13 protein-coding genes and 1 pseudogene are annotated in these 15,933 nt (G+C 39.9%); 12 read left to right on the forward strand and 2 right to left on the reverse strand.

Annotated features, from left to right (window positions below; all coding sequences use genetic code 11):
• The first annotated feature begins 94 nt into the window (after window positions 1–94).
• The 6 genes from P9989_RS06315 to P9989_RS06340 all read left to right on the forward strand — a co-directional run bounded on the left by P9989_RS06315 (window position 95) and on the right by P9989_RS06340 (window position 7,626).
• Complete coding sequence (locus P9989_RS06315; protein WP_283077931.1) at window positions 95–1,171, forward strand: undecaprenyldiphospho-muramoylpentapeptide beta-N-acetylglucosaminyltransferase; 1,077 nt, start codon at window positions 95–97, stop codon at window positions 1,169–1,171.
• A gap of 100 nt (window positions 1,172–1,271) precedes the next feature.
• The gene (locus tag P9989_RS06320; RefSeq protein ID WP_283077932.1) at window positions 1,272–1,625 is read left to right on the forward strand and encodes a hypothetical protein; all 354 of its coding nucleotides are present in this window, start codon (window positions 1,272–1,274) and stop codon (window positions 1,623–1,625) included.
• Between the two features lie 336 nt (window positions 1,626–1,961).
• Complete coding sequence (gene helD / locus P9989_RS06325) at window positions 1,962–4,235, forward strand: RNA polymerase recycling motor HelD (RefSeq protein ID WP_283077933.1); 2,274 nt, start codon at window positions 1,962–1,964, stop codon at window positions 4,233–4,235.
• A 54-nt stretch (window positions 4,236–4,289) separates the two neighbouring features.
• Window positions 4,290–5,114: an aldo/keto reductase gene (locus tag P9989_RS06330; RefSeq protein ID WP_283077934.1), complete on the forward strand. Its 825-nt coding sequence runs from the start codon at window positions 4,290–4,292 to the stop codon at window positions 5,112–5,114.
• Window positions 5,115–5,309: 195 nt separating this feature from the next.
• Window positions 5,310–6,824, forward strand: a complete 1,515-nt coding sequence (locus tag P9989_RS06335) for an FAD-dependent monooxygenase (RefSeq protein WP_283077935.1) — start codon at window positions 5,310–5,312, stop codon at window positions 6,822–6,824.
• 64 nt (window positions 6,825–6,888) lie between these two features.
• A complete protein-coding gene (locus P9989_RS06340) occupies window positions 6,889–7,626 on the forward strand; it encodes a class I SAM-dependent methyltransferase (RefSeq protein WP_283077936.1) in 738 nt (245 codons plus the stop codon).
• Between the two features lie 100 nt (window positions 7,627–7,726).
• Here the strand turns inward: P9989_RS06340 and P9989_RS06345 are convergent, their stop codons facing one another.
• The gene (locus P9989_RS06345; RefSeq protein ID WP_283077937.1) at window positions 7,727–8,728 is read right to left on the reverse strand and encodes a LacI family DNA-binding transcriptional regulator; all 1,002 of its coding nucleotides are present in this window, start codon (window positions 8,726–8,728) and stop codon (window positions 7,727–7,729) included.
• Between the two features lie 208 nt (window positions 8,729–8,936).
• Between P9989_RS06345 and P9989_RS06350 the strand changes: the two genes are divergently transcribed.
• The 5 genes and pseudogenes from P9989_RS06350 to P9989_RS06370 form a co-directional block, all read left to right on the forward strand.
• Window positions 8,937–9,785 (forward strand): transketolase, encoded by an 849-nt coding sequence (locus tag P9989_RS06350; RefSeq protein ID WP_283077938.1) that lies wholly within the window; start codon window positions 8,937–8,939, stop codon window positions 9,783–9,785.
• Entirely contained in the window at window positions 9,769–10,776 is a 1,008-nt protein-coding gene (locus P9989_RS06355; RefSeq protein WP_283077939.1) for a transketolase family protein, read from the forward strand. The genes P9989_RS06350 and P9989_RS06355 overlap by 17 nt, the downstream gene beginning before the upstream one ends.
• 36 nt (window positions 10,777–10,812) lie before the next feature.
• Complete coding sequence (locus tag P9989_RS06360) at window positions 10,813–11,580, forward strand: SDR family NAD(P)-dependent oxidoreductase (RefSeq protein WP_390306185.1); 768 nt, start codon at window positions 10,813–10,815, stop codon at window positions 11,578–11,580.
• Window positions 11,581–11,933: 353 nt separating this feature from the next.
• Window positions 11,934–13,289 (forward strand): GntT/GntP/DsdX family permease, encoded by a 1,356-nt coding sequence (locus tag P9989_RS06365; RefSeq protein WP_283077941.1) that lies wholly within the window; start codon window positions 11,934–11,936, stop codon window positions 13,287–13,289.
• Between the two features lie 311 nt (window positions 13,290–13,600).
• Window positions 13,601–13,882 (forward strand): annotated as a pseudogene (locus P9989_RS06370) (integrase core domain-containing protein); the annotation flags it as partial.
• Between the two features lie 119 nt (window positions 13,883–14,001).
• Here P9989_RS06370 and rlmN read toward each other — a convergent pair.
• On the reverse strand, window positions 14,002–15,087 hold the full coding sequence (rlmN, locus tag P9989_RS06375; protein ID WP_283077942.1) for a dual-specificity RNA methyltransferase RlmN: 1,086 nt from the start codon (window positions 15,085–15,087) through the stop codon (window positions 14,002–14,004).
• Between the two features lie 507 nt (window positions 15,088–15,594).
• Between rlmN and P9989_RS06380 the strand changes: the two genes are divergently transcribed.
• Complete coding sequence (locus tag P9989_RS06380) at window positions 15,595–15,933, forward strand: PadR family transcriptional regulator (protein ID WP_283077943.1); 339 nt, start codon at window positions 15,595–15,597, stop codon at window positions 15,931–15,933.

Below are 15,933 nucleotides of genomic sequence, written 5' to 3' on the forward strand. Positions count from 1 at the left end.
TTCTCCTTTTTGGTACAATTCCTATAGAACATGAGGATTATAGCATATTTTGTATCATGGCATCCAAGCATAGCCACTGATGAAAGGACGATGAATGTTGAATCAGAAACGTATTTTATTTACAGGAGGAGGAACAGCAGGCCACGTCATTGTGAACCTGGCTCTCATCCCTGAATTTCAAAAACAAGGTTACGAAGTCGATTATATAGGATCTTATAATGGAATAGAAAAACAGTTAATCAGCTCTTTAGAAGGCGTGACCTATCACGGCATTTCAACAGGGAAGCTGCGCCGCTATATGTCTAAGGAAAATGTAAAGGATCCCTTTAAGGTTATGAAAGGACTCATGCAATCGCTACGAATTATCCGTAAACGGAAGCCGCAGGTTATTTTTTCAAAAGGTGGATTTGTATCGGTGCCAGTGGTGGCTGCGGCGAAATTAAACCGTGTACCTGCTATTATTCATGAATCGGATTATACACCTGGACTCGCCAATAAGTTATCCTTTCCTTTTGCAAAAAAAGTGTTAGCCACTTTTCCAGAAACGATGCAGCATTTACCAGAGGGAAAAGGCCAGTACATCGGGGCAGTCGTTCGGGAAGAATTATTTACGGGAGATAAGGGCAAAGGGCTCGCGTTCAGTGGATTAACCCCGACTAAGCCCGTCGTTTTGGTGATGGGAGGCAGTACAGGTTCCAAGAAAATCAATGACGCGATCCGTAACAATTTGTCTGAGTTGTTAAAAATGGTTCAGATCATTCATATTTGCGGCCATGGACAGAAGGATGAGTCCATCCAGCAAACTGGTTATGTTCAGTTTGAATATGTCAATGATGAATTAAAGGATTTATTTGCTGCCAGTGACTTTATCATTTCACGAGCAGGTTCGAATGCGATATTTGAATTTTTAGCCTTGAAAAAGCCAATGCTGCTTATCCCGTTATCAAGAAAAGCGAGTCGCGGTGATCAAATTTTAAACGCTGATTCTTTTGTAAAACAGGGGTATGCACATAAACTTGAGGAGGAAGACCTGACCTCCGAAAGCTTACTAAACGAGTTAAAGCGATTAATGGAAACTAAAGGGGAGCTGCTCGACAATATGGAGCAGTATGAGAGTAAGCGTACGAAAAATGAAGTCATTTCTCTAATTCAAGAGGCTGAGAAGAAATAAAGGTTTCTACACTTCTTGCCTCAAGGTTCCGAACTTTCGTGGGATTGAGGTATAATGAAGGCAGAACACATTTAAAAATCTTTTCTCAGGGGTAGATGTAGTGAATTCAAAAGCATGTCGTTATTGTTACAAACCAATTCGTGATCGTGATGAATTAGTGACAGCCTCCAACTGGTTCCGTATTAAGCCTTACCATTACAAGTGTTTTCAGGAGGTTGAACAAGAAACGAAGACAATTACAGGAACATGGACACCCATTAATGGTTACGCTGGCTTAATAACTGTACTGATCATGTTAGCCTTATCAGTTTGGATGCTCTCAACTAATACGCTTGGCCAACTGGGTAATTTAATTGGATTGTTGGCCTTGTATCCAGTGTTTTTGCGAGTTGTTTCGTTCGCCTGGATAGAGAGCAAGCTGCCTAAGTTTGTGGAAAATAAAAAACACCAATGAATCTAGTTAATCTGCTATTTACAGGAATAGCAGATTTTTTATGTTAGAAAAAATGAGTTAAAACGCTATCGTTCAGAGGTAGGGCGTTATCGACTTGTGTTTCTACCTGAGATAGGGAGTTATCTATCTGTGTTAAGGCGGTATCTTCTTACGTTAAGGAACTATAACCATATGCTCTATTGGGCAGACAATTATTTTGCCGACGCTATCTTTTTAATTATTCATGATTGCGCTTACAGTAATTTTATGGTATCTTTATTTTTCGTTGCTTCGAATAGCTCCACTTAGGCCTGTTACATAGTCATTCCGATCAAACGATGAAAGGGAGAATGGCATATGTCTATGTATGATGAGAATCTACAAAGTGAGAAAGAACGGCTAATGTTCACGAAGGAGTACATGAATCACTTAATTACCCTCCAGGAATCAGGTCAACAAGCATTAAAGGAAAAACAAGAAGATACCCTGCAAAAGCTCGACTTTAAAGATAGCAGTCTTCGCTATCAGGAAATGCTGACCCACTCGAGTTTCATGAAATTGTCTAAGGACCAATTGGAAAACCTCAAGAATCTACGTAAGAAACCGTATTTTGCCCGCATTGATTTTCACCGTAAAGAAAAACATGACAAAGAAATTTTTTATATAGGAAAAGTCTCTCTATTCGATCGTGAGACGCAGTTACCGATTATTTTAGATTGGCGCTCACCCCTGGCGAATGTTTATTATGAAGGGCGTTTAGGTGAGGTGAGTTATGAAGCGCATGGGGAGGAATATGAAGGCAATGTATCGCTTAAGCGTCAGTATCAGATTGAAGAGGGAGAACTGTTAGAATTCCGGGATATTGATTTAACGACGAAGGATGAACTATTGCAGGACTCCCTTGCACAAAATGCTGAACACCGGTTAACGGAAATTGTCTCAACGATTCAAGAGGAACAAAATCGAGTAATCCGTGCTGATTTGAGAAAGCCGATTATCGTTCAAGGGGCAGCGGGAAGTGGCAAGACTACCATTGCTTTACATCGAATCTCTTACTTTTTGTACACGATGCGGGATATTTTTAAGCCTGAAGAAATGCTGATTCTTGCCCCGAACCGTTTGTTTATTCAGTACATATCCGAGGTGCTTCCAGAACTAGGGGTGAATAAAGCCAAACAAACGACGTTCTCTGATTTTGTTCAAGAAGTGATTGAAGTAGATTGGCCTGTCGTCAGTCAGCATGATGTACTGATGGATACTATTGAAAAAACAGAAGATGGGGGCGCTCCTCATTTACTGGCAGCTGGTTTCAAAGGGTCAAAAGCCTTTAAGCAGCTGCTGGATCGATATATACAAATTGTAAAACAAACCTATATCGTTGAGGAAGATTTCATGCTTGGAGAATTTAAAATTAAAAGTGGAGCAAGTATTAAACGGCTATTTCTTAAGGACTTTCAACTTTTCCCCTATGAGGTACGGGTGGAAAAAATAAAACGTGTGCTGCAAAGTGAACTGCGACGCAAAAAGAAAATGATCCTTGAGAAAATGGCTTCTAAGTATGATGATGAGCTGGACAAAGCCTTGTTTGGTATGAAGGATAAAGCGAAACGGAAAAAGAGAGTCAGCTTTCTGATTACGAGGAAAGAAGAAAGGTTAAAAGATCTAAAGAAACAAGCGCGTACAGCTGTCTCCCGCTATATGAAGCAGTTTCCAAAGCATAAGCTGACAGCCCTTTATCAAGCGATGTTTGAGGAAAAGACGTTTCGCTCTTTGATAGAAGAAGACTCAGAGCAAATGGAGTACTTGCGCTCGATGACTAGACGCTATTTGCAAACGAAGCGGCTCCATTCAGAAGATTTGGCCCCACTGCTATACATGTACACTTTTCTAAAGGGATTACATGCGGACGATCAAATGAAAAAAGTTGTTATTGATGAGGCCCAGGATTATAGTTTTCTAGAGTTTTATAGTTTGAAAAAGGCCTTCCAAACGGACCTGTTTACGATTGTCGGCGATCTTGCACAGGGAATCTATCGCTATAGAGGGTTGCGAAGCTGGGATTCTCTCAACGAAGTATTTAAACAACCGAATTATTTAACCTTGCAGAAAACGTATCGAACGACAATAGAAATCATGGATTTAGCGAACAGGCTGCTTACCTTGATGCCCGAGGACCTGCCTACAGCTGAACCTGTGGTGAGACATGGTCCGCTCCCGACTTTTATTAAGAAGAAACCAGGGTGGCAGCAGACTTTTTTCAACATTGTTAACCAGTTGAGTGACGAAGGAATGAAGAGTTTCGCGATCGTAACGAAAACGATGAAAGAGAGTGCTGAGGCCCATTGCATTTCGGAAATCCGTTCTTTAGATTTTAAACCATTGAATGAAGAAACGGAGATGGGCGAGCGGATGATTCTGCCTGCTTACCTTGCTAAAGGGTTGGAGTTTGATGTCGTCTTTCTGTATAGTGAGAACCAGCCCTTTACAAGAAATGAATTGGACATCAAAGTATTATATGTAGCTATGACGAGGCCGCTTCACCGGTTATATATGATCGGCAAAGGCCCTGAAGATTTTTTATTAAATCATTTAGATCAGCCATGTTACCAGGAGCATACTTTATTCACTTAAAGTTTGAAATTATTCTATCGAGGGTAGGAAAAAGCAAAGGAGTGCATGAGAAAAATGAGTCTAACAGATACAACCGGATTAAATAATGGCGTCAGCATGCCCTGGGTAGGCCTCGGCGTGTACAAAATGGAAAGTGGGGATGAAGTTGTCCATGCTGTTCGTTCAGCCCTGGACCTTGGGTACCGTCATTTGGATACAGCATCCTTCTATGATAATGAAGAAGGGGTAGGCCAGGCAATTAAGGAAAGTGATCTCCCTCGTGAAGAACTTTTTATCACCACAAAGGTCTGGAATGATGAACAAGGTTATGAGGAGACACTAGAGGCATTTGATCGCAGCCTGCGTAAATTGGGACTTGATTACTTGGATCTATATCTCATTCACTGGCCGATTGAAGGTATGTATAAAGCTACATGGAAAGCGTTAGAGCAGCTTTACAAACAAGGCAAAGTGAAGGCCATTGGTGTGAGCAACTTTATGACACATCATTTGGATGATTTGTTAAAAGATGCTGAGGTGAAGCCGATGGTTAACCAGATTGAATTTCATCCTGAACTGTATCAAGAAGAGATCGTTGACTACTGTAAACAACGTGATATCCAAGTAGAAGCGTGGTCACCGATTGGTCGGGGGACATACTTAGATAACCCTATTTTACAGGATCTGGCACAAAAATATAAAAAAACATCAGCGCAAATTATCTTGAGATGGGATTTGCAGCATGGAATTGTGACGATACCAAAATCTACTCGCAAAGTGCGTCAACAGGAGAATGCTGACCTGTTTGATTTTGAATTGACTGCAGATGAAATGGGTAAAATCAATTCCTTAAACAAGAACAATCGTCTAGGCCCGCACCCTGATGAAATGGGTAAATAATATCTTGATAACCTCACTCTTTTACTAGAAGTGGGGTTGTTTATTTTTGTGATTTAGAATTAAATGATAGTAGCTGGTACAGTGCCATTTTGATTCAGTGCAGGCAAATTAATGATCAGTTGCAGGCATATACTTAGGAAGTTTCATTTTAGTGGCGTAACTACTAGGCATTGAATGATATAGGAGGGATTTCGTATGAAGCCCCAAATTTTAATTGCAGGAGCTGGTCCGACTGGCCTTGCCTTAGCATTGAACCTGGCAAAGCAGCAGATACCTTTTAAGATTATCGACAAAGAGGGTGGACCAGGGGAGGCATCAAGGGCTATGGCCGTGATGCCGAGAACGTTGGAATTCTATGATCAATTTGGTTTTGCTGATGAATTCGTAAATGGAGGTATTAAAATTGAGGGAGTTTACCTTCATGTTGAAGGTAAAGAGAAAGCACATCTTGATCTGGGAAAGGTGGGGAAAGGGATAAGCCGTTTCACCTCCCCTTACAGTTTTCCACAAGATGAGCATGAGAAAGTATTGCTGAAGCAGCTTGATCGATATAAGGTGAAGGTGGAATGGAACACGGAACTGCTATCTTTTGAGGAGACCGATGAAGGGGTACTGGCTGTATTGATTTGTAACGGAGAGGAATTCCAGCAAGAATTTCTCTATATAGCTGGGTGTGATGGTGCGAGCAGTGTGGTTCGTCATCAAATGCAGGCAGATTTTCCAGGGGGGACGTATGAGCAGGAATTCTATGTGATGGATATGAAGGCAGAAGGGGCGCCGATTGGCTCTCATCAGTTAGCGATGTGCATGCATGGGGAAGAGTTTGTCGTACTATTGCCTGTTCGCAGTACGGATACGACTAGGGCGATCGGTGTGTTTCCTGATTCTATGACGGCGAGCGCTCAAGAGGTTACGTCTGAAAAAATGGTAGATTTCATGCAGTCAGCTTTCAGAATAAACGTAAAGGAAGTCAATTGGTTCTCCACCTATAAAGTTCATCATCGGGTAGCAGAAGTCTTTCGGAAAGGGAGGGCTTTTCTAGTCGGTGACGCAGCCCATATCCATAGCCCAGCGGGCGGCCAGGGAATGAATACTGGAATTGGCGATGCAATGAATCTTGGCTGGAAACTGGCAGCCGTGGTGCAAGGGAAAGCGAAGCACGAGGTGCTCAAGACGTATGAAACAGAGCGGAAGGCCTTTGCGCAACGTCTAGTAGATACGACTGACCGTGTGTTTACACGAGTAGTCTCTAAAAAAAGGAGTAATCGATTGTTTCGAAAAAGAATTGCTCCTCTTCTGATTCCATTGGTGAATCGATCAGATCGAGCCAGAAGAAGGCTGTTTACGATTCTTTCTCAAACACAGATTGAGTACACAAAGAGCCGGCTGAGCAGGGGAAAAGTCAACGAACTCCAATCCGGTATCCGACTTCCATATAATGGTGAAAACTATGAGGTCTTACGTACGTGGGATTGGCAAGTACATGTCTATGGGGCAGCCAACTCTGAACTCCGGAACTTTTGTCAGGAACGCGGGCTCGCGCTTCATACATTCAAGTATGACTCCGCTGCTGAAAAGCATGGGTTTAGCGGAGGGGCGCTTTATTTAGTGCGGCCAGATGGACATATTGGTTTTGCCCATCCTGACCGGGACGTGGCAAGGCTTCAGAAGTATGTGGATGATTGGGGGATTATCCCCTTTAACGCTTAATGTTGTTTTTGAAGACGAATGGTCTATGGAAGACTACTTTTAGACAAGAGGAGTAGTATAACTAATGAAACAAAATAAATATGATGATCCGGAATTCTTTTCAGCCTATAACCAAATGCCTCGTTCTCTTAAAGGACTTGAAGCTGCTGGTGAATGGCCTGTTTTCAAATCTTTATTACCAGATTTGCAAAATAAAAGGGTGCTTGATTTAGGCTGTGGCTATGGTTGGCATTGCCGATCCGCCCGTAAACAAAATGCGAGTACAGTAGTAGGAGTCGATATATCTAAGAAAATGCTTGAGAAGGCTCGGGAACAAACAGACGATGCTGCAATTTCCTATGTACAAATGCCGATGGAAGACATTGACTTTCCATATTCACAATTTGATGTCGTGATCAGCTCATTAGCCTTCCATTACATCAGATCATTTAAAGCAATTTGTAAAAAGGTCCATGGTTATCTAGCTCCAGGAGGTAGTTTTATTTTTTCTGTTGAACATCCAATGTTTACCTCTCGAAAGGAACAAGACTGGTATGTGGACGATCAAGGAAACCGTCTGCATTGGCCAGTGGATAACTACCGGTTAGAGGGAATAAGGGAAACGAACTTCTTAGGAGAAGACGTTGTTAAATACCATCGGACCATTTCAACCTATCTAAATAACCTCATTGAAGCCGGCTTTATAGTAAAAGCTGTTGAGGAACCTATGCCATCAGATGAGATGATACAGAAGAATCCCATGATGAAAGATGAAAACCGAAGACCCATGTTCCTGATTATTTCAGTAGAAAAGATAAAGTGAGCTAAAAAACATGATACCTGGTAAGTCCAAATAGTAATATCAGCTCATCTTCTTCGCTCAATCTAAAGATGGGCTGATGTTTTTTTGAATATATATGGATTTATTTACACCCACATGACTTTCTTGTTATTAGGGAGGGAGGTAATTCAATGTGTTTTTTATAATCTGAATTGTTTATTTTACTTAATAGTGCATCAAAGGCCGTTCTCCCTATGATATCCGGTGGTAACATTATATTTGTTACAGGAGGATCAATAATAGGTGCGGAAGCAAAGTCGCCAAAGCCTATTAATGCAATGTCTTCTGGAATATTTAATAAAGATTCTTTTATCTGCGAGATTGCTCCTATTGTCATTAGATCGTTCTGTATGAATAGAGCAGTAATATCACTATGTCTTTTTAGTAAGGACTTTACTGCAGCAGCACCTCCTAGAACGGTTGCATGACCAAGCTCCATGTAGTTCTCATTAAAAGGGATGTTATGTTGATTTAAAGCTTCCTTATATCCTCTTATTCTATCGTCCGTAGTTGAGACATTGGAGACTCCGTATATCATACCAATTTTCTTATGACCATGTCTTAATAGGTGTATGGTCGCATCATAGCCGGTTTGGAAGTTATCTCCAGTTACTTTGGGGATATTTTTGGCTGTATCATTATAGCGATTAACTAAAACGACTGGAAACTCTTCATTAGTGAACTTGTTCAAGTATTCGATGTCATTAGAAGTAGGAGATAGGATAACTCCATCTACCATTCTCGAATAAAGAAGGTTCATGGTTTCTTCTTCGTAGTTTCTATCCTCATTTGTATTGATGAGGAGAAGGTTGTACCCCATCTCTCTTGCTCTTTCCTCTACTCCGTACACCATTTCAGTTATAAAGGTGTCAGGAAAACTGGAAACGATCAGTCCAGCTGTTTTGGTCTTTTTTTGTCTCAGATTCTTAGCTGTAGAGTTAGGCATATAGTTATATTTATTAATGATTTCCATAATTTTTTTGTATTTTTCCTCAGTAATATGCTTCGTTCCATTGATTACGTGGGAAACAGTTGCGGTTGATACGTTTGCCTCTTTGGCTATTTGTTTCATAGTTACTTTCATTTTCCTTACTCCTCAATTCTTCGGTTAAACCTTTTACTTTATTATAATTGATATTGACTTTAATATCCACATTCGAAAGGTTATTCCTCTTATTTTTTGTCACTTTATAAAATATTCAGTATTTTCGTTGACAAAAAAGCGTTTACATTGTAAGATCCTAATCAAGGTTGGTAAAACGATTAACCAATTTAATAATAGGAGGATTAGCATGACAAACAGCGTTTCTATTTCACAGGAAAAAGTAGAATTAATAAAAGAAAAAGCTAAAATGTCTAGATTAGAAACTATTAGGTTGATTTCGTTAGCAAAAAGTGGTCATTATGGATCTTCATTTTCAAGTTCAGAAATTTTCTCGACGCTGTACTATCACATTTTAAATTATGATCCCCAAAATCCTGACTGGAAAAGCCGAGATCGGTTTGTAATGGGAAAAGGGCACTCTGCTGTAGGTGTTTACCCTATTTTAGCTGATGTAGGTTTTTTCCCTAAAGAGGAATTAGATACTTATACTCAGGTAGGCAGTGCGTTTGGAGACCATCCGGATATGAACAAAATTAAAGGCATTGATTTTAGCTCTGGCTCTATTGGACATGGATTATCCGTAGGAGTTGGGATGTCACTTGGAGCACGAGTGGATAACGAAAAATATCGATCTTATATATTAATGGGAGATGGAGAGCTTCAAGAAGGACAAGTTTGGGAAGCTGCTATGAGTGCAGGCAATTTCAAATTAGGTAATCTTGTCGCCATTGTTGACAATAACAAGGTAACAGTGGATGGAAATACGGAAGAGCTAATGAATATAAATCCAATCAGAGAAAAATGGGAAAGTTTTGGTTGGAACGTAATAGATGTAGATGGACATAACGTAGAGAGCTTAATAGAAACCTTTGAGAATCTTCCATCAGTGGATTCTGATAAACCAACTGCAATTCTTTGCGACACGGTAGCGGGTAAGGGTGTCTCATTTATGGAGAATGGTTATGAGTGGCATGTTGCCAATTTAGGAGAAGACGATATTAAACGAGCTATAGAAGAAATTGAAGGAGGTAACTAAAATGACTACCCACACTTTTCATAAAGATACTTGGGAATTATATAAAAGCCTGGAAATGTCTAAGCAGTTAACTGCTGGTGAAACATTGTCGAAATTAGGAAAAGATTATCCGGAAATTGTTGCTATGTCATCAGATCTTAGCAAGCCTACGCGATTATGGGATTTTGGTAAGGAATTTCCTGAGCGTTTTTTTAACTTTGGGCTGGCTGAAAAAAATATGGTAACAGCTGCAGCAGGTTTAGCTTCTACCGGGAAAATACCATTTGTTTCTACTTATGCTTCATTCCTGGGCGTATTGGCTGCAGAAAATATTAGAACTGCAGTAGCCTATCCTAATTTAAATGTGCGTTTAATCGGCACCCATACAGGGATAGCAATGGGCTTTTATGGAACGTCTCATCATGCTACGGAAGATATTTCAATCACAAGAGCAATGGCTAATATGACCGTTATTTCCCCTGCAGATGGGGCAGCCTTGGCGGAAATGATAGAGGAATCAGTGAAAACGTACCAGGGACCTATTTATTTTCGGGTTAGCCGTGGTCGTGAGGAATCGGTTTACGAACACAATGAAAATAAAGTACAAAATAAAATTGGAAAAGCTAATATTTTAAGAGAAGGAAATGATTTAACCATAATTGCTTGCGGGATAGAGGTTAATGAAGCTTTAAAGGCGGCTAATCAACTAAAGGAACAAGGAATTAATGCTAGAGTCATAGATATGCATACCATTAAGCCAATAGACACAGAAGCTATTTTAAATGCCGCAGAAGATACTGGAGCAGTGCTAACTGTCGAAGAACATAATGTCCAAGGAGGACTTGGAAGCGCAGTATCTGAAATACTGATGGAGTCGGACCTCAATTGTAAATTTAAACGCCATGGTTTTTATGATGAATATTCATTAATAGGTAAGCCTTATCATCTTTACAAGCATTATAAACTTGACGGAGAAGGCATTGCGTCTGTTGCTAAAGAGTTTTTAGGATAACTTATACTTCGTAAGTTGAAGCAGGAAGAGGGGAAAATAATGAATTTTGAAGACCAAGTTGTGCTTATAACCGGAGCAGGTTCTAAGATGGGGATTGGAAGAGAAACAGCAAGGCAAGTGAGTAAAAGAGGAGCATCGGTTGTTTTAGCTGACATCGATGAAAACGGATTGGAATCCGCTTTTGATGAAATAAATCAATACAATAATGGTAAAACAATGACAATTAAATTAGATGTTACAAATAAGGATGAGGTGGACAAATCTGTTAAGCAAATCATAGAAAGGTTTGGCGAAATAGATATTTTAGTTAATAATGCTGGTACCTCGCGCCCTACACGTATATTGGATATACCAGAGGAAGAATGGGATTTAATTTTTAATATTAATATGAAGGGGATTTTCTTTCTGACTCAGGCAGTGCTTCCTTATATGAAGGAGGCTAACTACGGTCGTATTGTCAATTTAAGTTCAGTCTCAGGAAAAAGAGGAGGCGGCATATTTGGGGGATCACATTATTCTGCTTCTAAAGCAGCAGTTACAGGCTTTTCCAAAGCAGTAGCTAGGGAAATGGCAGAATTCGGAATAACCTGTAATACTGTTGCTCCCGGGTTAGTAGGAGGAACGAATATTACAGATGGCTTAATGACTACTGAAAAAGAAACCTCTATAAAGGAAGGAATTCCTGTTGGCAGAGTAGGAAAAGTCGAAGATATTGCCTATTCCATTGCCTTTTTAGCATCGACGGGAGCAAGTTATATTACAGGAGAAGAACTCGATATTAATGGAGGATCTCATATCGATTAGTTTTTTACTAGGCAACCAGAAAATTTTCTTCATAGGGGGTCTGGTTGCCTATGTTAAATTATTTATCTTAAAATGTAACCGCTATCATCCGTTGAGGTTTAAATTCGATTATTTTATTCAATCACTTGGTTAAACCATTAACTTACCGAGGGATTTAACAAATTTAGAAAACCTTTGTTCAGTCTTGAATTCGCAGAAGCTGTAAAGAGAAATAAACCACTAGGTTATCTGAATATTAACGTTAACGAATCCTAGACCTGTTTCCTACAGGTCTTAATAGATCCATGAGTAGCAGTTGGAGCTTTTAAATTATGTAATTCTGAAACTAATTCAAGATTAAATAAAAAAGGGGGATGGACGTGCCAAATTCAGTATGGGTTATCATTGTTGCAGCTCTAGCAATTGTGTTATTGATCTTTCTAGTGTTGCGATTGAAGATGAATGAAGTTATCGCTTTGCTTTTAGTTAGTATTCTTGTAGGTATTGGCGTAGGAATGTCACCTGCCAAAATATATGAGGTTATGGAAGAAGGAATGGGAAGTACTCTTGGCTTTCTTGCGATTGTAATTGGGGTGGGGGCAATGTTCGGGGAAGTTCTTAAAGTATCTGGGGGAGCTGAACGATTATCTTTAACGTTGTTTCAAAAATTTGGTGAAAGCAAGGTGAATTGGTCGCTCGGGTTTGTAGGAATGATTGTTGCCATCCCAATATTTTTTGAAGTAGCGATCGTCATTTTTGCTCCCATCGTACACAGTTTGACTCAAAATACGAAAAAATCTATATTGTATTTTTGTGTTCCTTTAGTGATAGGAATCGCAGTTACATTTTCTATGATTCCTCCAGCTTCGGGGGCGCTGGCAGGAGCAGCTGTATTGGGAGCCGATTTAGGATGGATGATTCTTTTCGGATTGCTTGTAGGAATACCGACTATGATCATAGGCGGCCCAATTTTCGGTAGCTTTATCGCTAAAAAAGTCCAGGTTGAAGCCCCCATGAGGGAAATAGCTGCTACCGCAGAAGAAAATGACCATAAGGAACTTCCAAGTTTCATTAATGTAGTCTGGCTGATTCTTCTTCCACTATTATTGATGGTTAGCAAAACCATTGCTGAAAATACATTGGGAGAAGGTAATTTAGTCAGAGAAATACTAACTGTAATCGGTCATCCATTTGGAGCATTGTTGATTGTTGCTCTTTTAACTATGCATTTTTTTGGAACAAAAAGAGGTTATTCTCGAGAGGACGTTCGTCAAGTTACTACAAAAGCACTCGAACCTGCGGGACTTATTATTTTAATTACCGGTGCTGGTGCAGTTTTCGGCGAAGTTCTAGTAAGTTCAGGAATTAGTGATATTATTGCTGCTGCTATTGCTGAATCAAACTTACCGCTTGTATTATTTGCCTTTTTGACTGCAGCACTTATTCGTATTGCTCAGGGTTCTGGGACAGTGGCTATACTAACAGCTTCAAGTCTGATCTTGCCTATTGTTGAAAAAAACCCGGTCTCAGAACCAATGCTAGCACTAATTGCTGTAACAATTGGCTGCGGTGCTCTTATGACTTCTCATGTAAATGATTCATCTTTCTGGCTGTTTAAACGTTTCTTTGGGCTTACTGAATTGGAAACCTTAAAGTCATGGACGATTGCTACAGGAATTACTTCAATTACCGGGTTTGCAATATGCCTTACAGTAAGCATGTTCTTGTAAAGTTTAATTATTGCGGCTGTCTTTTACTAGAAGCTGTTGAGGAACCAAGCCTACAGATGAAATGATGGCGCCAAGACGAAACTATATGAGTTACCTCTACAAAAAAGAAATGTAAAATTAAAAAGCATGAGGCCGACTGAACTATACCCCGAATAATGGAACTATAAAAAAAGTGCCATTATTCGGGGTTTTTTATTTCATGACCTCGAATGTCCCTTTATAATCGAAATAACAAATACGAGCGAGGTTATTTATATGTCCAAAATTATGTTTACTGAATCTCAGAGGAAAGAGTTAGAGTTGTATACACCACAGTAGAGAAGTTAATGGAACGCGAAAACTTTATTCCTCATCCGGAATGTCTCCTTCACTCGGACCAGGGCGTCCACTATACACATCCTGAATTCCAGAAGAGAGTGAAAGCATTCGGATTCGATCAGTCGATGTCCCGTCGTGGAAACTGTTGGGATAACGCCCCGATGGAGTCATTCTTCGGGCACATGAAGGATGAGATTAACTTCAAAGCGTGTTTGTCTTTAGTTGAAGTAAAGCAAGCGATTGAAGAATATATGGAATACTATAATCATCAGCGTTAACAATGGTCTCTACAAAAAATGACCCCGGTCCAATACCGAGGCCATCTATTAGCAGCTTAGCGCTTTTTATTAAACTGTCCATTTTCAGGGGTACAGTTCAGACAGCCCCATGCTTTTTAATTTGCTTGTACTTTCTTCTTTTTACGAGCTTTTTCTTTTTCGATCTGTTTACTACGAAGCTGACCGCATGCTGCATCAATGTCGGTTCCGTGCTCAGTACGGACACCACACTTTATTCCACGGTCCATTAAAGTCTGATAGAAGGTAAGGATCGCTTCTTTCTCACTCCGTTCGTACGGATTATCTGCGACCGGATTGTACGGAATTAAGTTAACGTACGATAAGTGGCGCTTATCGTTTAGTAAATCGGCCAACTGTTCCGCTTCTTTCTTATGATCATTCACATCTTTTAACAAAATATATTCAAAGGTAATACGCCGGTTTGTCTTTTCTAAATAGTAATCGATCGCCGGCATTAATTTTTCTAATGGGTAGGCCCGATTGATTTTCATAATTTTTGTACGCAGTTCGTTGTTCGGCGCATGGATGGAAAGAGCCAGGTTGATTTGGATACCTTCATCCGCAAATTCGTACATTTTCGGCGCGATTCCACTTGTAGAGACAGTGATGTGACGAGCACCAATCGATAAACCTTTTTGATCGTTGACTACACGTAAGAAGTCAATCAAGTTATCATAGTTATCGAATGGTTCACCAATTCCCATCACGACAATGTGGCTGACACGTTCGTCTTGCCCTTGCGCATCTAGATGGTGCTGCACTTGCATAATTTGTTCGACAATCTCTCCGCTTGATAAGTCACGGTTTTTACGCAGGATTCCACTCGCGCAGAACGAGCAGCCGATGTTACAGCCGACCTGTGTGGTTACACAGACCGATAGACCGTAGTTGAAACGCATAAGCACCGTTTCGATTACGTTACCGTCGTCTAGTTTAAATAGGAATTTAACCGTTCCGTCTTTTGATTCCTGTTTAATTTCTTCCGTTAGTGTTTCTATTGTAAAATGCCGATCGAGAAGGTCGATGCATGATTGGTTCACATTTTTCATCTGTGTGAAATCTGTGACACGTTTCTGGTAGAGCCAGTCCCAAACTTGCTTTGAGCGGAACTTCTTTTCACCGTGGTCGATCAGCCAATCCGTCAGTTGGTCAAAAGTTAATCCGTAAATGGATTGTTTCATATATACGCTCCTCTATAAAAAAATACGCTATTCCTATAATAATGGATTTACAGACTGTAAACAACCAGTATGGGAAAGTCTGAATTTTATTTTAAATTCCTTTATATACTAAGTGAACATAAAATTCTTTTACTAATGACGTCGTGAAAGCTGTGTTTATTCGTTAAGATTTTTCAGCCCTATTGAACTCTTGGGCCTAGCTGCAGCTTAGTTTATTAACTCTCATTAAAAGAAGTAATTAATTTTCAGTTAATTAACAGAGGGGATAATGGTCGAACAAGGTGGTTATTCTCTTTCAATCGAAAAATAGCTATTAGGGCTCTGTAGCTCATTTTAAACCATGGGCTTTCAAATTTGATAAAAACACCTATAACGGGCTTTTTTTACGAAAAGTTTTACTTTTGACAAGTAATACTATTCTGCGGTACTATATACCAGTAATAAGTAATACAGAATACTTGTTTTACAGAGTACCAAAAAATATAGCTTCATACAAATGGAGGAAACATGGAAAATTTTAGAGAAATGCTCAAAGGGGTGCTCGAAGGTTGTGTGCTTGAGATCATCAGCCGTGGCGAAACTTACGGCTATGAAATTACTCAACAACTACGTGAACTTGGCTTCACTGATGTGGTTGAAGGCACAGTTTATACGATTACCATGCGGCTTGAGAAAAACAATCTGGTGAACATCGAGAAAAAGCCATCGACTATGGGACCACCGAGAAAATTTTACACACTCAATGAAGCAGGGCAAGAGCGTCTTGAAACTTTTTGGGGAAAATGGGAATTCGTCTCAAGCAAAATTAACGAACTCAAAACTAAAAAAAATCAAAAGGAGAAATAA

It is taken from the genome of Halobacillus naozhouensis, from assembly GCF_029714185.1.
GTDB classification, from domain to species: Bacteria; Bacillota; Bacilli; order Bacillales; family Halobacillaceae; genus Halobacillus_A; species Halobacillus_A naozhouensis.